At 61.8% G+C, this 18,494-nt stretch carries 16 protein-coding genes; 7 read left to right on the top strand and 9 right to left on the bottom strand.

The window, feature by feature from the left end; genetic code table 11:
- Window positions 1-25: 25 nt before the first annotated feature.
- The 5 genes from BUA38_RS14570 to BUA38_RS14590 form a co-directional block, all read right to left on the bottom strand.
- The gene (locus BUA38_RS14570; protein WP_072818675.1) at window positions 26-832 is read right to left on the bottom strand and encodes a hypothetical protein; all 807 of its coding nucleotides are present in this window, start codon (window positions 830-832) and stop codon (window positions 26-28) included.
- 169 nt (window positions 833-1,001) lie between these two features.
- Window positions 1,002-1,511, bottom strand: a complete 510-nt coding sequence (locus BUA38_RS14575) for an OsmC family protein (protein WP_072818677.1) — start codon at window positions 1,509-1,511, stop codon at window positions 1,002-1,004.
- Window positions 1,512-1,565: 54 nt separating this feature from the next.
- A complete protein-coding gene (locus tag BUA38_RS14580) occupies window positions 1,566-2,351 on the bottom strand; it encodes an ABC transporter ATP-binding protein (RefSeq protein ID WP_072818679.1) in 786 nt (261 codons plus the stop codon).
- Window positions 2,351-3,187, bottom strand: coding sequence for an ABC transporter permease (locus tag BUA38_RS14585; protein WP_072818681.1), 837 nt, complete (start codon window positions 3,185-3,187; stop codon window positions 2,351-2,353). Before BUA38_RS14585 ends, BUA38_RS14580 begins: the two co-directional genes overlap by 1 nt.
- Window positions 3,188-3,372: 185 nt before the next feature.
- Entirely contained in the window at window positions 3,373-4,347 is a 975-nt protein-coding gene (locus BUA38_RS14590; protein WP_072818683.1) for an aliphatic sulfonate ABC transporter substrate-binding protein, read from the bottom strand.
- Window positions 4,348-4,630: 283 nt separating this feature from the next.
- Here BUA38_RS14590 and BUA38_RS14595 point away from each other — a divergent pair, with 283 nt between their 5' ends.
- Window positions 4,631-7,414 carry a [protein-PII] uridylyltransferase gene (locus tag BUA38_RS14595; RefSeq protein ID WP_072818685.1) on the top strand — a complete coding sequence of 928 codons (2,784 nt, stop codon included), beginning with the start codon at window positions 4,631-4,633 and terminating at the stop codon, window positions 7,412-7,414.
- A 46-nt stretch (window positions 7,415-7,460) separates the two neighbouring features.
- Window positions 7,461-8,459 (top strand): ABC transporter substrate-binding protein, encoded by a 999-nt coding sequence (locus BUA38_RS14600; protein ID WP_156898527.1) that lies wholly within the window; start codon window positions 7,461-7,463, stop codon window positions 8,457-8,459.
- Window positions 8,460-8,477: 18 nt separating this feature from the next.
- Here BUA38_RS14600 and BUA38_RS14605 read toward each other — a convergent pair whose 3' ends face one another.
- Window positions 8,478-8,909, bottom strand: coding sequence for a DUF1330 domain-containing protein (locus BUA38_RS14605; protein ID WP_072826123.1), 432 nt, complete (start codon window positions 8,907-8,909; stop codon window positions 8,478-8,480).
- 57 nt (window positions 8,910-8,966) lie between these two features.
- Here BUA38_RS14605 and BUA38_RS14610 point away from each other — a divergent pair, with 57 nt between their 5' ends.
- The gene (locus tag BUA38_RS14610; protein ID WP_072818689.1) at window positions 8,967-9,329 is read left to right on the top strand and encodes a DUF1304 domain-containing protein; all 363 of its coding nucleotides are present in this window, start codon (window positions 8,967-8,969) and stop codon (window positions 9,327-9,329) included.
- 126 nt (window positions 9,330-9,455) lie between these two features.
- The gene (locus BUA38_RS14615; RefSeq protein WP_072818691.1) at window positions 9,456-10,679 is read left to right on the top strand and encodes an ABC transporter substrate-binding protein; all 1,224 of its coding nucleotides are present in this window, start codon (window positions 9,456-9,458) and stop codon (window positions 10,677-10,679) included.
- A 29-nt stretch (window positions 10,680-10,708) separates the two neighbouring features.
- On the opposite strand, the gene BUA38_RS14620 is transcribed toward BUA38_RS14615, so the two are convergent.
- Entirely contained in the window at window positions 10,709-11,944 is a 1,236-nt protein-coding gene (locus BUA38_RS14620) for an amidohydrolase family protein (RefSeq protein WP_072818692.1), read from the bottom strand.
- A gap of 55 nt (window positions 11,945-11,999) precedes the next feature.
- Window positions 12,000-12,992 (bottom strand): Bug family tripartite tricarboxylate transporter substrate binding protein, encoded by a 993-nt coding sequence (locus tag BUA38_RS14625; protein ID WP_072818694.1) that lies wholly within the window; start codon window positions 12,990-12,992, stop codon window positions 12,000-12,002.
- 520 nt (window positions 12,993-13,512) lie between these two features.
- Between BUA38_RS14625 and BUA38_RS14630 the strand changes: the two genes are divergently transcribed.
- Window positions 13,513-15,720 (top strand): transglycosylase domain-containing protein, encoded by a 2,208-nt coding sequence (locus tag BUA38_RS14630; protein ID WP_072818696.1) that lies wholly within the window; start codon window positions 13,513-13,515, stop codon window positions 15,718-15,720.
- Here BUA38_RS14630 and BUA38_RS14635 read toward each other — a convergent pair.
- The gene (locus BUA38_RS14635) at window positions 15,717-16,640 is read right to left on the bottom strand and encodes a LysR family transcriptional regulator (protein ID WP_072818698.1); all 924 of its coding nucleotides are present in this window, start codon (window positions 16,638-16,640) and stop codon (window positions 15,717-15,719) included. The genes BUA38_RS14630 and BUA38_RS14635 overlap by 4 nt on opposite strands.
- Before the next feature lie 124 nt (window positions 16,641-16,764).
- On the opposite strand from BUA38_RS14635, the gene BUA38_RS14640 reads away from it, so the two are divergent.
- Both BUA38_RS14640 and BUA38_RS14645 read left to right on the top strand, forming a co-directional pair.
- On the top strand, window positions 16,765-17,505 hold the full coding sequence (locus tag BUA38_RS14640) for an SDR family oxidoreductase (RefSeq protein WP_072818699.1): 741 nt from the start codon (window positions 16,765-16,767) through the stop codon (window positions 17,503-17,505).
- 62 nt (window positions 17,506-17,567) lie between these two features.
- Window positions 17,568-18,467, top strand: coding sequence for an SDR family oxidoreductase (locus BUA38_RS14645; RefSeq protein WP_072818701.1), 900 nt, complete (start codon window positions 17,568-17,570; stop codon window positions 18,465-18,467).
- Window positions 18,468-18,494 lie beyond the last annotated feature (27 nt).

Consider the following 18,494-nt stretch of genomic DNA (forward strand, 5'->3'; position numbering starts at 1 on the left):
CGTTCGCTCGTCGCAATGACGAGGGCTATCGCATCTTAGTCGCCACCTTCCTTCGTCCGATCCACCACAACAGGATATTCCAGACGATGCTGGTGGCGAGCGCGAGGCTGAGCGCCGCGGCCGATCCCAGCGGCACCGCGGCGAGGTGAAGCACTGCGATCGCGACGCCAAATCCCATCATGCCCCAGCCGCCGTTGGCGATCATGGCCGCCGTCGCCGGCCCACCGATGCGCGGATGCAGGATCATCGTCACACTGCTCAGAACCACCGGAAACAGCGCGATCGTGCCGCTGACGAACGGCCCGACCCAGCGCGACAGCGAGACGACAATTGCAACGAGTGTCGCGACCATGATCGCGCGCAGCGGAATGTCGTACCAGCGCCGCGTGACCAGCGGCATCTTCTCGACATGCTGGAAGCGCTTGAAGGCGGGAATGCAAATGCCAAATGCGATCGCATTCGCAATGAAGCCGCCGAGAAGCGTCCACGAAAACAATCGCTCGATGACGGCGAGCCCGATCCACACGACAAGCGCGCCGCCGACGCTGACCACCGCGCTTCGGCGCTGCGCCAAAACCACGTAAGCAAGGCAGTAAAACATCGTGACGGCGTTGATCGGAAAGCTTGCCAGCGCGCTTTCCGAAATGAAAGCCGCATTGTGATCGAGCGCCAGAAACACGTAAGACGGGCCGGCCGAGATCGGCAAGGTTGCGATCAGCGCGCCGATCACAGGTCCCGAGCGTTCGGTGACCATCGATGCCGTCACGACGAGGGCGGCGGCCAGCGCCATGCGCAGCGCAAGCAGCAGGATGAAGGAAAGATCGGTGGGCATTTTTTCTTTTGTCGTCCCGGGCAGGCGAAGCGCGACCCGGGACCCATAACCACAGTTCGTTGTTAGTTGCGAAGTCTGGCCGGCAGCGCGCGAGACAACTCTATTCCGGGGTTATGGGTCCCCGCTTTCGCGGGGACGACACCTTCAGCTTGGTTATAAATTGGTTTGGTTACACCCTATTCATCGTCACCGAAACTTTCGGGCCGTTCTTGATGGTCTGATAGACCACGCAATAACGCTCGGTGAGTTTGAGCAGGAGATCGAGCTTGTCCTGCGGGGCGTCGGTTGCGACGTCGAAGCGGAGGCGGATTTCGGCGAAGCCGACCGGCGCCTCCTTGTCGACGCCGAGCGTGCCGCGAAAATCGAGATCGCCCTCGGCGCTGACATTGCCGCTTCTGAGCGGAATCTCGATCGCGGTCGCGACCGATTTCAGGGTTACGCCGGCGCAGGCAACGAGCGCTTCGAGCAGCATGTCGCCGGAGCAGAGTTCAAGCCCGGAGCCGCCGGTGGCCGGGTGCAGGCCCGCCACCGCCAGCGCGCGGCCGGTCTCGACCTTGCAGGCGATGCCTTCCTGGTCGATCGAGCCTTTGGCTTTCAGGGTGATGAAAGCGGCCTTCGGATCGCTCTTGTATTTTTCCTTGATCGGGGCCTGTGCGGCGCGGAGTTCGGCAGCGTCCATTCTTCTCTCCCGGATATTTGTTCGCGTTGGATGTAATGGGTTAGGACGCCTATGTCACCACCACAATGCTTCGCCGGTATTCGATTTTGCCTCTGTATCGCGCACCTTGCGGTCGAGCGAACGATCGAGGGCGGTCAAGACCCGGCGCTTGAAATTGTCGAACGATGGCGAATTGCGATCGCGCGGTCGCCCCAGGCTGATCCGGATTTCCTCGAACAGCCGGCCCGGCCGTGGCCGCATCACGAAAACGCGGTCGGCGAGCACCACGGCCTCATCAACGTCGTGGGTGACGAGCACGAGCGTGGGACGCGTTTCCGCCCACAGGTCCAGCAGATGATCTTGAAGATCGCGCCGGGTGAAGGCGTCGAGCGCGGAGAAGGGTTCATCGAGCAAGAGCACTTCCGGCTGCGGCACCAAAGCGCGCGCGATTGCGACCCGCTGCGCCTGTCCGCCGGACAATTCGCGCGGCCAGGCAGTGGCCTTGTCGACAAGGCCCACCTTTGCGAGCGCATGCGCGATCCGCGTGCGCCTGACGTCGGCGGGTACGTCGCCAAGTCCGAAACCGATATTGTCGGCAACGGAAAGCCACGGCAGCAATCGCGGCTCCTGAAAGATGATGCCGATCTTGGCGTGCGGCGCCGTGATCGTGACGCCATCGAGCGTCACGTTGCCCGAGGTTGCGGGATCGAGGCCGGAGACGGCGCGGAGCAACGTCGATTTTCCGCAGCCGGAGCCGCCGATGATGGCGACGATCTCGCCGACATTGATATCAGCCGAAAACTGCTCGAGCGCATGAACGCCATTCGGATAGGTCTTGTCGACAGCATCGAGCCGCAGCATCACACGGCTCCTGTCCGGCTGAACGCGTCCTGCCAGCGCAGCAGCGGCGCGGAAGCGATTTCGATCAGCCAGTCGGTAGTCTTGCCGAGAATGGCGAAGATCACGATGGCGGCCACGATTTGCGCCGGTTTGCCGAGTTGCTGGCCGTCGAGCAGGAGATAGCCGAGGCCTTCGGAAGCGCCGATCAACTCGGCTGCGACGACGAACATCCATCCCAGACCGAGTCCGACGCGCAGCGCCACCACATAGGCGGGCAGCACCGCGGGAAGAAGAATGCGCCGGATCATCGCAGGTCCGGACAGTCGGAACGCGCGGCCGACCTCGACGATTTTTCGATCGACGGAAAGGATCGCGCCCATCACGCCGAGATAGACCGGGAAGAACACGCCAATCGCGATCAGCGCGACTTTTGATGTCTCGAAGATGCCGAGCCATAAAATAAAGAGCGGCACCCAGGCGAGCGAGGGGATCGCGCGCAGCGCTTGAATAGTCGGGTCGAGCAGCCGCCGCGCCAGCGCCCAGTAGCCGCAGATCGCGCCGAGCAGCGTGCCGGCGAGAACGCCAAAACCAAACCCCACAAAGACACGCGTCAACGTCGCCACGATATGGCGCAGCAATTCGCCTGACTTGGCGAGATCGACGATCTCGCCAAAGATCCGCGACGGCGGTGGCACCAACCGCCCGCTGGAAAGACCGAGGTGGACGACGATTTCCCAGCCGAGGGCGAGGCCGACGGGCAGCAGGAGGCCGAGCAGGGGCCGCGCGTAGCTGCGGCGGCCAGCATCCGCCTCCGTCGAAATCTCCGGCTTGGTCGTTGCGATGGTCTCGCTCGTCATGGCGGGTACCAAAACCGCGTCTGGCTGCGGATTGCAAGGTGGTGATCTTGTCACAACCAACTAAGCCGTCATTCCCCGCGAAAGCGGGGAATCCGGCATTCCAGAGCTGTTTGCGGTAGATCGAGACGTCCCGGCGTACTGGATCGCCCGGTCAAGCCGGGCGATGACAGCCCCATCGCGGGTTGCTAATTCGTCGGCAGCCGCACGCTGTCGTCGACGAGCTGATCCAGCGCCCCTTTGACATCGACCTTGGCGTCGATCACGCCCGCCTGTTGCAGCGCGAGGCCCGCGGCGAGAATGGATTCGCGCTGCGGCGCGCCGATCCGGCTAAAGGAGATGTCCGTGCGTTCCTTGAGCTGCTTGTCGGCCACGACATCAGGCAACCGCGTCGCCGTCACCAGCGCCTGCTTCAATTCGTCATAATGGCTAACCGAATATTTGCGGGCTTCCTCGTAGGTGGCGAGCACCCGCTGCGCGATCTGCGGATGATCCTTCAGAAACTGTTCGCGTACGTTGAGGATGCCCCAGGTGTTGGCTTGCGCCTTACGGAAGAACAATTTGGCGCCGTCCTCGATTTCCGCCTGCGCCATCATCGGGTCGAGGCCGGCCCACGCGTCGACGTCGCCGCGGATCAGCGCCGTCTTGCCGTCGGCGTGCTGCAGCAGCACCGGCGTGATGTCCTTCTCGGACAGGCCGGCGTCGAGCAGCGCCCGGACCAGGAAGATGTGCGGATCGGTGCCGCGCGTGACCGCGACGCGCTTGCCTTTGAGGTCGGCGACGGTTGCGATCTTCGAATCCTTGGTCGTCACCAGCGCCGTCCATTCGGGGCGCGAATAGACGTAGATCGACTTGATCGGGTTGCCGTTGATCCGGGCGACCAACGCCGCGGAACCCGCGGTCGAACCGAAATCGATCGAGCCGGCGTTGAGATATTCGAGCGCCTTGTTGGAACCCGCCGACTGAACCCAGACGATGCGGATGCCGTCCTTGGCGAATTCCTTCTCCAGCATGCCCTTTTGCTTGAGAATCAGGGACACCGGATTGTAGGTCGCCCAATCGATGCGAATCTCGCTCAACGCCTCGGCAGCCGACGCACTGGCGGGCGCCACCGCCAGGATGGCGATCATGGCGGCGAAACCGCGGCGTGAAATCCTGGACATCGTCGTAATTCTCCGAGAGATGACTAGATCAAAGCAGATCGTGAGAGGGCGTCAACGCGACGGCGGCAAATTGGGATGGGATGCCGGCCCGCGCCCGCTTGCTTTCGAAACCCCTTTCTCTTTCAATGAGTTAGGGTGGCGGTCAATAGGAAGAAAGATTGCGCCTTGGAAGCGAAGTTCGGAGGACAGCGTTGTTCCAGATAGCCGGCAAAAGAGAATGGATTGGTTGTTTGCGTGCGATCGGCCGTGACAGGCCGTGCGGCGTCCATTAATCGAGTTACGGATGGATCACATCGTCACAGAAGCCCGGCGTGAGGTCGATGAGCGTTTCGACACCGCACGGATCACCGCGGCAGTCGATGCGCTCGCGACGGAGCATGCCGGACGCGAGGATGTGTTTCGTTCCGCGGTCGCCAAACTGCTGAAGGCCGAACTGATCGAGGCGCGCTCAACGGCGCAGGCCGTGCTGCTGAGGGATCGCCACGGACGTCGGTGCGCGGAGCGGCTGTGTTTCGTCCAGGACGAAATCATCCGCATCCTGTTCGATGCGGCGACGCGCCATCTCTATCACTCGCCGATCCCCTCCGGCGCCGAGCGGATGGCCGTGGTGGCGACCGGCGGCTATGGCCGCGGCCTGATGGCGCCGGAATCCGACATCGATCTGCTCTTTATTCTTCCCTACAAGCAGACCGCCTGGGGCGAGCAGGTGGCGGAAGCCATTCTCTATTGCCTGTGGGACATGGGGCTCAAGGTCGGCCACGCGACGCGATCGGTCGACGAATCGATTCGTCAGGCGCGCGGCGACATGACGATCCGCACCGCGATTCTCGAAACCAGGTTCTTGACCGGCGACCAGCCGCTCTACGACGAACTGGTCACGCGGTTCGACAAGGAAGTGGTGCAGGGCAACGCCACCGAATTCGTCACCGCCAAGCTGGCCGAGCGTGAAGAACGGCATCGCCGCGCCGGGCAGTCGCGCTATCTGGTCGAGCCCAACGTCAAGGACGGCAAGGGCGGGCTTCGCGACCTGCACACGCTGTTCTGGATCGCCAAATATGTCTACCGCGTCCGCGACACCGACGAATTGCTCGAGCGCGGCGTGTTCGACGCGCAGGAATACCGCACGTTTCGCCGCTGCGCCGATTTCCTGTGGTCCGTGCGTTGCAACCTGCATTTCCTGACCGGCCGCGCCGAAGAGCGGCTGTCATTCGATACCCAGCGCGAGATTGCGATTCGGCTCGGCTATACGTCGCATCCGGGCATGCAGGACGTCGAGCGCTTCATGAAGCACTACTTCCTGATCGCCAAGGAAGTCGGCGACCTCACCGCGATCCTGTGCGCCAAGCTGGAAAACGAACAGGCGAAGCCTGTGCCTGTCTTGAGCCGGATGATGGCGCGGTTCCGGCCGAGCGCGGTGCGGCGCCGGGTGCCGGAGAGCGACGATTTCATCATCGACCATAACCGCATCAATCTCGCCGCGCCCGACGTCTTCAAGCACGATCCGGTCAACATGATCCGGATCTTCCGGCTCGCGCAAAAGAACAATCTGGCGTTCCATCCCGATGCGATGCGGACGGTGACGCGCTCCCTCAAGCTGGTCAACACGGAGCTGCGCGCCGATCCCGAGGCCAACCGGCTGTTCATGGAGATCCTGACCTCGAACGATGCGGAGATCGTGCTGCGTCGGATGAACGAGACCGGCGTACTCGGTCATTTCATCCGCGCCTTCGGCAAGATCGTGTCGATGATGCAGTTCAACATGTACCACCACTATACGGTGGACGAGCATTTGATCCGCTGCATCGGCTTCTTGCAGGAGATCGAGCGCGGCGGCAGCGATGAATTCATCGTCGCCAGCGACCTGATGCGCAAGATAAGACCTGAGCATCGTCCCGTGCTTTATATCGCGACGCTCTTGCATGACATCGCCAAGGGCCGGCTCGAGGATCATTCGATTGCCGGCGCGAAAGTCGCACGGCGTCTCTGCCCGCGGCTCGGCTTCAGTCCGGCCGACACCGAACTCGTGGCCTGGCTGATCGAAGAGCACTTGACCATGTCCACGGTCGCGCAGTCGCGCGATCTGACCGACCGCAAGACCATCGAGAATTTCGCGGCCGTGGTGCAATCGGTCGAGCAGATGAAGCTGCTGACGATCCTGACCACTGCCGATATCCGCGGCGTCGGCCCCGGCGTGTGGAACGGCTGGAAGGCGCAGCTGTTGCGCACGCTTTATTACGAGACCGAGCCGGTCTTGACCGGCGGCTTTTCGGAAGTCGACCGCGCCCGTCGCCTGGCGATCGCGCAAGGGGAGTTTCGTTCCGCCTTTACCGAATGGCCGGAACAGGAACTCAACGCCTATATCTCGCGGCATTATCCGGCCTACTGGCTCAAGGTCGAGCTGCCGCGCAAGATTCGTCACGCACGCTTCATGCGTGCCAGCGAGCAGGCCGGCCACAAGCTCGCGATCAATGTCGGTTTCGACGAAGGGCGCGGCGTCACCGAACTGACCATTCTGGCGATGGACCACCCATGGCTGCTTTCGATCATCGCGGGTGCCTGCGCCTCGGCCGGCGCCAACATCGTCGATGCGCAGATCTACACGACGACCGACGGGCGCGCGCTCGATACCATCGCGATCACGCGGGAATACGACCGCGACGAAGACGAGGGCCGGCGCGCGACACGAATTGGCGACATGATCGAGGACGTGCTCGAAGGCAAGCTTCGACTGCCCGAGGTGGTGGCGCGGCGTGCGGCGAGCCGCGGCAAGGTGCGGCCGTTCGTGGTCGAGCCGGAGGTGACGGTCAACAACCAGTGGTCGGATCGCTTCACCGTGATCGAGGTCTCCGGCCTCGACCGTCCCGGTCTGCTCTATGACCTGACGACGGCGATCTCGAAGCTCAACCTCAACATTGCTTCCGCCCACGTCGCGACTTTCGGCGAGCGGGCCCGCGACGTGTTCTACGTCACGGATTTGCTGGGCGCGCAAATCTCGGCGCCGACGCGCCAGGCCGCAATCCGCAGCGCGCTGTTGCATCTGCTCGCAAGCGAGAAGGTCGCGGCGTAGGATGAAATCAGCGCGTGCCGCGTTCTAGCTTAACGCCGGATGCTCCATGTCTCTGTTTCGCCGTAGGTTCTTGCAACTATTGATGGGCGCTGCCACGGTGCCGGCCCTTGTTGGCCGATCCTCGTCGGCAGAGACCCAGCGACAGGTCCGCGTCGCAACCGGTCTGCTCGCGATGTGGCAAAGCACGGCCTGGCTCGGCGCGGAAGCGGGTATCTTCGGGAACAGGCAGATAGAGATGAGTCTGACGGGCGTCGCGATCGGCGGGCCCCAAGCTGCTGCCGGGCTCATTCGCGGAGACTATGAGTTCGCCCATACCGGCGTGCTGCCCGTTGCCGAAGAAGTGCTCAAGGGCAACGACATCGTCATCCTCGCCACGCCCACCACGGAATTCCCGAACCAGTTCATCATGACCCGGCGTGAGATTGCCGAACTGGCTGGGCTTGCGGGCAAGCGGGTTGGCGTTTTGAGCGAGACCGGTCAGACCAGTGTGGCTACGCGCATCGCTATTGAAAAGGCGGGCGCCGTCGCAACCTATGCTCCGCTCGTAAGGTTTGACAGGATCTATGCGGCACTCGCCGCCGGCGAGATTGACGCGGGGGTGCTGCCGGTCGACCTGCGCTTTGTCGGCGCAAACCGCTATGGGTGGAATGCCTTTCCGGTTTACGAATTCGGCACGCCGTCAATCTTTGCCGGCACGCGCAAGCTGATTGCATCCGATCGCGAACTCGTCATGAATGTTATGCGCGGCTTCGTCGAGACGATCCATCTCTTCAAGACTCGCCCGGATATCGTTGTGCCTCTGCTTGCGCGCTATCTCAATATCGAAGACCGGAAGGTCGCTGCCGACCTTTACGCATTTCACTTGCCCGTCTTTCAGAAGAGTCCCCGCCCTTCGCTTGGAGGGCTGCAAAACATTCGCGACGTTCTCGTGACCAAATATGCCACTGCGGCATCGCTCACCGAGGCGGACATTGCAGACGCTTCGTTCATCGAACAGCTTGAATCGGAGGGTTTTATCGACCGTCTCTATCGCGACGGTCGCTAGAACCGGCTGCAAAGCTGATCAGCCCTCGGGAATTTCGCCAAAGGTCTTGCCGGCCGGCAGCGGCTTCAGCCGGATCAGGCGGGAGTCCTCCACCGCGGCCTGACGGTGTTCGACCGCCTCGCGGTAAACCGGATCGCGGATCATCTCGACGAAGGCGGCGACGCTTGGATATTCGGCGATGAAGCAATGGTCCCAATGCTCCTCGGAGGGCCCGATCAGCATCAGTTCGAAACGGCCCTGCCAGGCCACCTTGCCGCCAAGGCGGGTAAACACCGGTCCGCTTTCGCGGCCGTAAGCCGCGTAGGCTTCAGCGCCTGTCGCGGCGCGTCCGTCCGGATAGGCGGCGCGCTCACGCAGTTTCACCAGGTTGAGCATCTGAATGGGACCGGGACGGTCGCTGTCGCGAAACGCCGCGAATGTTTCCTTGGTCGGATCGATGTACCCTGTCATCGTCATTGCCTCGTTGCTGCCTTTCGCGTTTGATCAGCGAAAATTTGGGAGGGCTTCATGAACGCGATTGCCAATATCCTAGTGGGACTGGTCGCCGCGCTACACGTCTATTTTCTCACGCTCGAAATGTTTTTTTGGACCAAACCGCTGGGCTTGCGGGTTTTTGGAAACTCCCCGGAAAAGGCCGCCGACTCGGCCGTGCTCGCTGCCAATCAGGGGCTCTATAACGGCTTCCTCGCGGCTGGCCTCGCCTGGGGCTTGCTACAGCCGAGCGCGGCCTTTGCCTTTCAGATCAAGGTATTTTTCCTGGCCTGCGTGATCGTGGCTGGACTCTATGGCGCGGCTTCCGTCAGCCGGAAAATTCTGTTCGTTCAGGCCGCGCCCGCGGTGCTGGCGTTTGTCTTCGTCTGGCTTGCTTAAGCGGATTGTTCCAAAGCACGTTATCTTGCTTTGCCATGGCCGTTCATTCACACTCGGTATCAAACGGCGACTTCCGTCGAATACGGACGCCTCGCCGACAATCAAAACATCAGGTGAGGCAACGTCATGAGGAACAGCCTTTTTCATTTCGTCACCGGGACGCTGCTTGCGGCTGCGCTGGCTGCGCCGTCTTACGCGCAAAAGAAGTACGATCCCGGCGCCACCGACACCGAAATCAAGATAGGCCAGACCTTGCCGTTCTCCGGGCCGGCTTCCGCCTATGCCTCGATCGGCAAGACGCAGGCCGCCTACTTCAACATGATCAACGAGCAGGGCGGCGTGAACGGCCGCAAGATCAACCTGATTCAGTATGACGACGGCTATAGCCCGCCGAAAGCGGTCGAGCAGGTGCGCAAGCTGGTCGAGAATGACGAAGTGTTGTTCATGTTCCAGATGATCGGCACGCCGTCGAACGCGGCGGTGCAGAAATATCTGAACACGAAAAAGGTGCCGCAGCTTTTCGCTGCGACCGGCGCGTCGCGGTTCTCCGACCCGAAGAACTATCCGTGGACGCTCGGCTTCAATCCCAATTATTTCGTCGAGGGCCGCATCTACGGCCAGTACATCCTCAAGAACTATCCGGATGCGAAGGTTGGCGTGCTCTATCAGAATGACGACCTCGGCCGCGATTACCTGAACGGCATCAAGTCGGGCCTTGGCGACAAGGCGTCGACCATGGTGGTGGCGGAGGCGTCTTACGAAGTTTCCGACCCGACGATCGATTCCCAGATTTTGAAGCTGAAATCCGCCGGCGCCGAAGTGCTGTTCAGCGCCTCAACGCCGAAATTTGCAGCCCAGGCGATCAAGAAAAACGCCGAGCTCGGCTGGAAGCCGGTGCACATTCTCGACATCAACGCCACCTCGGTCGGCGCGGTCATGCAACCCGCCGGCCTCGAAGCGTCCAAGGGCGTGATCAGCGTCAACTACGGCAAGGACCCGCTCGATCCGACCTGGAAGGACGACCCCGGCATGAAAAAGTATTTCGAATTCATGGCGAAGTACTATCCGGAGGGCGACAAGAATTCGAGCTTCAATTCCTATGGCTACTCGACGGCGCAGTTGATGGTGCATGTGCTCAAGCAGTGCGGCGACGATCTCACGCGCGAGAACGTGCTCAAGCAGGCGACCAACCTGAAGGACGTCCAGCTTGACCTTGCGCTGCCGGGCATCGTCGGCAACACCACGCCGAACGATTATCGCGTCAACAAGCAGTTGCAGATGATGCGCTTCAACGGCGAGCGCTGGGAGATGTTCGGCCCGATTCTGGAAGACGCCGGCCCAGCTGGCTGAGGGTAGCCGAGCACTGCGGCAATGTTATTTCAGGCGTTCGCCGGGTGTAAAAGTTGCGGCAGATCCCAGGCCACGGTCCGTGTCCCGCGCTTGAAGACCGCGACGGGCTGCCGAAGTTCCGCGACGACCTTTTCTGGAGAAGGCGCGTCGATCACGACGATGTCGGCCGGATTGCCTACCTCGACGCCGTAGTTCTTGATATTGAGAATGCGCGCCGACCGGTCTGTAATCATATGAAAGCAGTCGGCCAGTTCGTGAGGTTGTGCAACCTGCAGCACATTGGCTTGAAGATTCGCAATCCTGATGAGGGAACAGTCGCCGTACGGCGTGGACGGATTCATGATGTTATTCGACGAAATCGAACAATTCACGCCGCACTTAACAAGAAAATTTGCATCGGCCACCCCGCGATGGACCGCATGATCGTGCTTCCTACCCATCAGGAAAAGATCGGTAGCGGGCAACACGGTTACGTTGATGCCGGCGTCGGCAAGCCGTACGCCAACTTTCTCCAGCTCTGCTAAGGGCAACAATGAAAGTTTTGCCATATGGCCAACAGTGACGCGGCCACCGAGACCGTGCCGGTTCGTGAGATCGATCACATCGTAGACGTCTAAATGCTCGGCAGTAGGACCGACATCGAGATGCATATCGATATCGACATCGAATTCTCGAGCAAGCTCAAAAATACGCAGGATTTGCGCTCTGGCGTCAGTATCGTACCGTGGAGCGGCGCCGATGACTTTTGCACCTCGCCGCAAACCTTGGACAATCAACTCTTCCGTTCCTGGCAGATTCGTCAGCCCGTCTTGGGGAAACACGCAAATCTGAATGTCAGCCGCCCATCGGTAGGCGGCTGCGAGCCTCTCGATCGCGTCGAAGCCGCGCATGCCGATGACAGGGTCGACTTCGACGTGCGTTCTGATGTGCGTGGTTCCCCGCATCAAGCACTGCTTCAGCGCGCGTTCCGCCCGACCATAAACTTCTTCCGTAGACAGCTTCGGCTTGATTGAGGACGTATACGGCACGGGACTGATGTCGCGCCCCGCGAGCGCAGGGCATTGCTCAATCAGATAGGCCTTGTCCAGGTGAATATGCGTTTCGACGAGTCCGCCGCAGACAAGTCTGTGATCCGCGTCATAGGTTTCGCCTTCAGCCGCTAGACTCCTCTCGATCGCGACGATCGCGCTACCCTGGATGCCGATATCGACGCATTCTGTCTGCGATCCCCGGAGAACCAGAGCGTTTCTGATGATCAGATCCATCGTCTTGAACCTCTTCAGCGCATCGTGAGAAATTGAATAGGCGAGAACAGCGACTTCAGTTGAGCGTAAGATTAGCGGCTGCAATGACTCGCCTCCAGCGAATCAGTTCAACGCCGATCAGACGACCGAACTCTTCGGGCGTGCTTGTGCGAGCGTTGATGCCGATCGCCTCAAAGCGGCCACGCGTATCCGATCCGTTTAGCACCTTCACGATTGCGCTGTTCAGACGAGCCACGACTTCGGAAGGCGTACCGCGCGGCACCATGATGCCGCCCCACGAGGTTCCAGCAAGTTCGGGCATGCCAGCCTCGACGACCGTCGGCACGTCGGGAAGCAGGGGTGATCTGCTATCTGTGGTTACGGCAAGCGGCCTCACCAGGCCACTTGCGGCTTGACCTGCCGCTGAAGCGATTTGAGGAAACATGATCTGGATCTGACCGGCGATGACGTCGTTCAACGCTTGTCCATTGCCTCGATAAGGAACGTGCAGGATGTCGACCTTCGCCGTCATTTTGAAGACCTCGCCGTAAAGATGGGTCGACGTCCCAATGCCTCCGGAGCCGAAACTGAACGTTCCCGGTTTGCCGCGTATAAGGCCCGCAAGGTCAGCCAGAGACTTGACTTGCAGAGATGGATTCACGACCACCAAATGTCCCGTTTCGTACGCGAGCGAAACGGGAATGAGGTCCTTGGATGCGTCGAACGTCAGTCCCTTGTACAGGGTCGGATTGACTGTCAGGACCCCCATTGGCGCGAGCAGCAACGTGTAACCATCGGGCTCGGAGCGGGTCACTCGCTCCACTCCGATATTGCCGCCTGCGCCAGTGACGTTTTCCACAATGATGCGCTGCTTCAGTTCTGAGCCCAGGCTCTCCGCGAGGACGCGCCCGATGACATCGGCATCACCTCCAACCGAGAATGGAACGATCAATTTGATCGGCCTTGCGGGGTATTCCTCAGCGCTCAGCGAGCGCGCCGGACCAAGCAACAGCAGAAAAATCAAGCCTCTTATGACGCGAAAAATGGCGCGCGGCAGATCAACCTTCATGCATCCCTCCAAAGCGTACTCAGTTTTGCATTTTCAGCTGATGCAGCATCGGCAAAATGCCTTCCGACATGTCAAGACATGACGAATGCTGTCAAGCGCCCTACGATCTCAGCTTATGGTGTCATGCCGCAAGGCTTCCTCGATCAAGGTGATACTCACAATGCAGAGTCCGATTTGGGTCGTTAAAAGAAGTGGGCGACCACTCCGCCCTCAGTCTGCTTTGCTGCTGGAAGAGGAAGCCGCGGTAGCCCGATTAGGCGTCGGCTAAGGGCCGATGCTGTTGAAAACGGCGAAAATCGAACGGCTACGAAAATCTCGCGAAGGTCGATCGTTCGATCTCTCCGCCGGCCCGTAATCGCGCTTCGCATTTCTCCGCCTGCTTTAAGGTTAAGCCAGTCTGAATGCCTTGCCGGTCAAGCGGTTAGGTGGAGCTAAAGTAGCGTCGATTAACCATCGTTTAAGACGGCTTTAAACCCGGTCCGCTAACGTCGCATCTCATTGGGATGCAGGCGTTTGGCGTATGGCGTGGGGACGGAAAAAGAGCGGCGGACGCAGGGAGCCGGTATTCGGCCTTGCGGGAGCGCTTTCCGATCTGCGGCTGTCGGCGGAAGACCGCATTCCCGGCGGCGGCGACGACAAGCCGAAGAAATCGGCCAAGCGAAAAATCGTCGACGACGATGATGATGACGACGAGCCGCCGCCGGAGCGGAAGCCGCGCGCGGCCCGTAGTCCCGCGAAGCGGAAATCGAAACCGCGCGGCAGTCTTCCGATCGGCCGGCTGTTTTACTGGGGCGCGGTGCTCGGCCTGTGGGGCGCGATTGCCGTCGTTGGCCTCGTCGTCTGGGTCGGGGCGCATCTGCCGGCGATCCAGTCGCTCGAAATCCCGAAGCGGCCGCCGACCATCCAGATCACCGGCGTCGACGGCAGCGTGCTCGCTATTCGCGGCGAGATGCCCGGCGCCAATGTCGCGCTGAAGGATTTGCCGCCCTATCTGCCGAAGGCGTTCATCGCGATCGAAGACCGCCGGTTCTATTCGCACTTCGGCATCGATCCCTGGGGCATCCTGCGTGCTGCGGTGGCTAACGTCCTGCATCGCGGCGTGTCGCAGGGCGGTTCGACGCTCACCCAGCAGCTTGCCAAGAATCTTTTCCTGACCCAGGAGCGCACTTTCCAGCGCAAACTGCAGGAAGTCGAGCTCGCGCTCTGGCTGGAGCGTAAGCATTCCAAGAACGAAATCCTCGAGCTTTATCTCAACCGCGTCTATTTCGGTTCCGGCGCCTATGGTGTGGAAGCGGCAGCCCAGCGTTACTTCGGCAAATCCGCCAAGAACGTCACCATCGCGGAAGCCGCGATGCTCGCGGGCCTCGTCAAGTCGCCCTCGCGCCTGGCGCCCAACCGCAATCCGGAAGGCGCCGAAGCGCGCGCGCAAACCGTGCTCACCGCGATGGCGGAAGCCAGGTTCATCACCGAGGCGCAGGCGCAGGCCTCGATCGGCCATCCGTCCTACAATGTGAAGCCGGTCGGCGCCGGCACGATCAATTATGTGGCGGACTGGATCGGCGAAGTGCTCGACGATCTCGTCGGCCAGATCGACCAGAGCGTCATCGTGGAAACTTCGATCGATCCGAAATTGCAAGGAGTTGCGGAAGTCGCTGTCATCGACGAACTCGCGGCGAAAAGCGTGAAGTTCAACGTCAGTCAGGGCGCGCTGGTGGCGATGTCGCCAGATGGCGCCGTGCGCGCCATGGTTGGTGGCCGCAACTATTCCGAAAGCCAGTATAACCGCGCGGTCACCGCCAAGCGTCAGCCGGGTTCGGCATTCAAACCTTTCGTGTATCTCACCGCGATCGAGCAGGGACTGACACCGGAGACCGTCCGGCAGGACGCGCCGCTCGATATCAAGGGCTGGAAGCCCGAGAACTACACCCATCAATATTTCGGCTCGGTCACGCTGACGCAGGCGCTGGCGATGTCGCTGAACACGGTCGCGGTGAGGCTCGGGCTTGAAGTCGGGCCGAAGAACGTGGTGCGCACCGCGCATCGGCTCGGCATTTCGTCGAAGCTCGACGCCAATGCCTCGATCGCGCTCGGCACGTCCGAAGTCTCGATGGTCGAACTGGTCGGCGCCTATGCACCGTTTTCCAATGGCGGCCTCGGCGTCTCTCCGCATGTCGTCAACAAGATCCGCACCGTCGACGGCAAGGTGCTCTATATGCGTTCCACCGACCAGCTCGGCCAGGTGATCGATCCGCAGTACGTCGCGATGATGAACACGATGATGCAGGAGACGCTGCTCTCCGGCACTGCGCACAAGGCGGAACTGCCGGGCTGGCAGGCCGCCGGCAAGACCGGCACCAGCCAGGATTTCCGCGACGCCTGGTTCATCGGTTACACCTCCAATCTCGTGACCGGGGTCTGGCTCGGCAACGACGACAATTCGCCGACCAAGAAGGCGACAGGCGGCGGATTGCCGGTCGAGATCTGGACGCGCTTCATGAAAGCGGCGCATCAGGGCGTCGCGCCTGCGCCACTGCCGGCCTCAACGCCACCGGGCGGAATGCTCGCGACGATCGCGCAAGCGATCACTCCGCCGACAAGCCCGGGCGTTGCCCCGCCGCCGTCTTCCTCTCCGGGGCGTCCTGCTCCGACGCGGACCGCGGCCTCGGCGCGGCCGGAGGCGGCCGCCGGCCTCGACGGTTGGCTGATGGATCGGCTGTTCGGGCGTTAGAGTTCCCCGTCGACTGACTCAATTCCCGCAACACTCTTACGAAACTGGCGCGTGAGCCAGTCGCTGAAGGCGCGCACGCGCGGCGAGAGCTGACGGTTCTGCGCATACATCAGCGAGACCGGCGCGGACGGCGGCGGCGTGTTGGCCAGCACCGTCACCAGGCTTCCGCGCTTGAGATCCTCGGCCACGTGGAAATGCGGCATCTGTGCGAGTCCAAGGCCAAGCCTTGTCGCCAGCAGGTAGCTTTCCGGTCCCGTGACCGAGAAGGGCGCGGCAAGCGGCATATCGTGCATCTTGCCATCGACGACAAAACTCAGCGGTTCGAGTTCGCCGGTGGTGAACCGGCGCAGCCCGACGACCTGGTGTCCGGTGCCGAGATCGCCCAGCGATTTCGGGCGGCCGAAGCGCTTGATATAGGCCGGAGCCGCGCAGGTGATGCGCGTCAGCACGGCGAGGCGGCGCGCCACCAGTCCGCTGTCGGCAAGCTCGCCCCAGCGCAATGCGCAATCGACGCCTTCGTGGACAAGGTCGACCCAGCGATCGCTCTCGCTCATCGATATCTCGATCTCCGGATACTGCGCGAAGAACGCCGGCAGGTTCGGCATCAGGAAATGACGCGCCAGCGTGCCCTGCACCTCAATGCGTAGTGTGCCCTTCGGCTTGGTTCCGGCGAAGGCGCCCTCGGCGTCGTCCACGTCCTGAAGAATGGCGAGACATCGCCGGTAATAGGCTTCGCCGTCGAGCGTCGGGCGCACCACGCGCGTCGTGCGCTGAAGCAGCCGCACGCCGAGCCGGCGCTCGAGCTGATGAATGACCTGCGTGGCGGTCGAGCGCGGCAGGCCGATGTCGTTCGCGGCCTGCGTGAAGCTGCGGCGCTCGACCACGCGCGCGAACAGCCGCATCGCTTCAAATCGGTCCATGGCCTATTGTTCGTCAATTTAGAACAATGATGGCACTTTATGGCAGATTATCTATAGGCCTGCCAAGTGCAAATTCGTCCGTGTCAGCCGCAGACAGCGCGGCGTTCAAACACGGAGAAGGCAAATGTCGAAAGCAAACGGAAAAGTCGCTGTTGTCACCGGTTCCTCGCGGGGCATCGGGGCCGCGATCGTGGAGCGGCTCGCCGCCGACGGTTTCACGGTCGTCATCAATTATGCGGCGGGCGCGGCGGAGGCCGAAGCGCTGGCCAGAAAGATCGAGCAGGCCGGTGGCCGCGCGATCACGGCGCAAGCGGATGTCAGCAATGGCGCCGCGGTCGCGCGCCTGTTCGACATGGCGGATGCGGCCTTTGGTGGGGTCGACCTGCTCGTCAACAATGCCGGGATCATGCGGCTGGCGAGCCTCGCCGAAGCCGACGAAGCTTTGTTCGACAGCCAGGTCGCGATCAATCTCAAGGGCACGTTCAACACGCTGCGCGAGGCGTCACGCCGGCTGCGCAATGGCGGGCGCATCGTCAACCTGTCGTCGAGCCAGACCAGCCTGCTGCACCCGAGCTATGGCGTTTACGCCGCCACCAAGGCCGCAGTGGAAGCGATGACGCATGTGCTCGCCCGGGAACTCCGTGGCCGCAACATCACCGTCAACGCGGTCGCGCCGGGACCGACGGCAACGAAGCTGTTTCTTGACGGCAAGCCGAACGAAGTGATCGAGCGGCTGAAGAATCTCGCGCCGCTGGAGCGGCTCGGCGAGCCTTCCGACATCGCCGCGGCGGTTTCGTTTCTCGCCGGTCCCGACGGCGGCTGGATCAACGGCCAGGTGCTGCGTGCCAATGGCGGGATCATCTGATCCCGCGCCTTAACCCAAGACATTCCCAAACCAGACATCGACAAGTCAGAAGGAGAGATTCCATGAGCAAGGTTGTACTGATCACCGGCGCGTCCAGCGGCTTTGGCCGGCTCACCGCCGAGGCCATCGCCAAAGCCGGCCACGTCGTTTACGGATCGATGCGCCACACCACGACGCGCAACGCGCCGGTCGCGGAAGAGATGACGAAGTTCTCGCAAACCAACCACGTCGACCTGCGCGCGCTCGAACTTGACGTGCAGAACCAGGATTCGGTCGACGCGGCCGTCGCCAGGATGATCGCCGAGCAAGGGCGGATCGACGTGCTGATCCACAACGCCGGCCACATGGTGTTCGGTCCGGCCGAAGCCTTCACGCCGGAACAGTACGCCGAACTCTACGACGTCAACGTGCTCAGCACGCAACGCGTCAATCGCGCGGTGCTGCCGCACATGCGCCGACAGGCGAAAGGCCTGCTGGTCTGGGTTTCCAGCAGCAGTTCCGCAGGCGGAACGCCGCCTTATCTCGCGCCCTATTTCGCCGCGAAGGCAGCCATGGATGCCATTGCCGTGCAATATGCGCGGGAGCTGTCGCGCTGGGGCATCGAGACCTCGATCATCGTGCCCGGCGCCTTCACCTCCGGCACCAATCACTTCGCGCGCTCCGGCCGACCGGCCGACGCCGGGCGGGCCGCGGAATACGAAGCGGGGCCGTATAGCGGCTTTGGCGAGCAAATCCAGCAGGCCTTTACGGCGATCGTTCCGCCCGATGCCGACGCCGGCGCCGTTGCCGAGGCCATCGTGGACGTCGTCGACACCCCGTTTGGAAAGCGGCCGTTCCGCGTTCACATCGATCCCACGCAGGACGGCGCCGATGTCGGCTTTACCGTGCTCGATCGCGTTCGCGCCGAGATGCTGCACCGTGTTGGCTTCAGCGACCTCTTGAAGCCGCGAACGCAGGCGTGAGCATTTCACCATCGACATCCGGCGGAC

Source organism: Bradyrhizobium erythrophlei (genome assembly GCF_900142985.1).
GTDB classification, from domain to species: Bacteria; Pseudomonadota; Alphaproteobacteria; order Rhizobiales; family Xanthobacteraceae; genus Bradyrhizobium; species Bradyrhizobium erythrophlei_B.

What these genes read in the sequence shown, in the direction of transcription:
- BUA38_RS14570 (WP_072818675.1), bottom strand. Translation starts at nt 832, where the DNA reads ATGCCCACCGATCTTTCCTTCATCCTGCTGCTTGCGCTGCGCATGGCG.
- BUA38_RS14575 (WP_072818677.1), bottom strand. Translation starts at nt 1,511, where the DNA reads ATGGACGCTGCCGAACTCCGCGCCGCACAGGCCCCGATCAAGGAAAAA.
- BUA38_RS14580 (WP_072818679.1), bottom strand. Translation starts at nt 2,351, where the DNA reads ATGCTGCGGCTCGATGCTGTCGACAAGACCTATCCGAATGGCGTTCAT.
- BUA38_RS14585 (WP_072818681.1), bottom strand. Translation starts at nt 3,187, where the DNA reads ATGACGAGCGAGACCATCGCAACGACCAAGCCGGAGATTTCGACGGAG.
- BUA38_RS14590 (WP_072818683.1), bottom strand. Translation starts at nt 4,347, where the DNA reads ATGTCCAGGATTTCACGCCGCGGTTTCGCCGCCATGATCGCCATCCTG.
- BUA38_RS14595 (WP_072818685.1), top strand. Translation starts at nt 4,631, where the DNA reads ATGGATCACATCGTCACAGAAGCCCGGCGTGAGGTCGATGAGCGTTTC.
- BUA38_RS14600 (WP_156898527.1), top strand. Translation starts at nt 7,461, where the DNA reads ATGTCTCTGTTTCGCCGTAGGTTCTTGCAACTATTGATGGGCGCTGCC.
- BUA38_RS14605 (WP_072826123.1), bottom strand. Translation starts at nt 8,909, where the DNA reads ATGACAGGGTACATCGATCCGACCAAGGAAACATTCGCGGCGTTTCGC.
- BUA38_RS14610 (WP_072818689.1), top strand. Translation starts at nt 8,967, where the DNA reads ATGAACGCGATTGCCAATATCCTAGTGGGACTGGTCGCCGCGCTACAC.
- BUA38_RS14615 (WP_072818691.1), top strand. Translation starts at nt 9,456, where the DNA reads ATGAGGAACAGCCTTTTTCATTTCGTCACCGGGACGCTGCTTGCGGCT.
- BUA38_RS14620 (WP_072818692.1), bottom strand. Translation starts at nt 11,944, where the DNA reads ATGGATCTGATCATCAGAAACGCTCTGGTTCTCCGGGGATCGCAGACA.
- BUA38_RS14625 (WP_072818694.1), bottom strand. Translation starts at nt 12,992, where the DNA reads ATGAAGGTTGATCTGCCGCGCGCCATTTTTCGCGTCATAAGAGGCTTG.
- BUA38_RS14630 (WP_072818696.1), top strand. Translation starts at nt 13,513, where the DNA reads ATGGCGTGGGGACGGAAAAAGAGCGGCGGACGCAGGGAGCCGGTATTC.
- BUA38_RS14635 (WP_072818698.1), bottom strand. Translation starts at nt 16,640, where the DNA reads ATGGACCGATTTGAAGCGATGCGGCTGTTCGCGCGCGTGGTCGAGCGC.
- BUA38_RS14640 (WP_072818699.1), top strand. Translation starts at nt 16,765, where the DNA reads ATGTCGAAAGCAAACGGAAAAGTCGCTGTTGTCACCGGTTCCTCGCGG.
- BUA38_RS14645 (WP_072818701.1), top strand. Translation starts at nt 17,568, where the DNA reads ATGAGCAAGGTTGTACTGATCACCGGCGCGTCCAGCGGCTTTGGCCGG.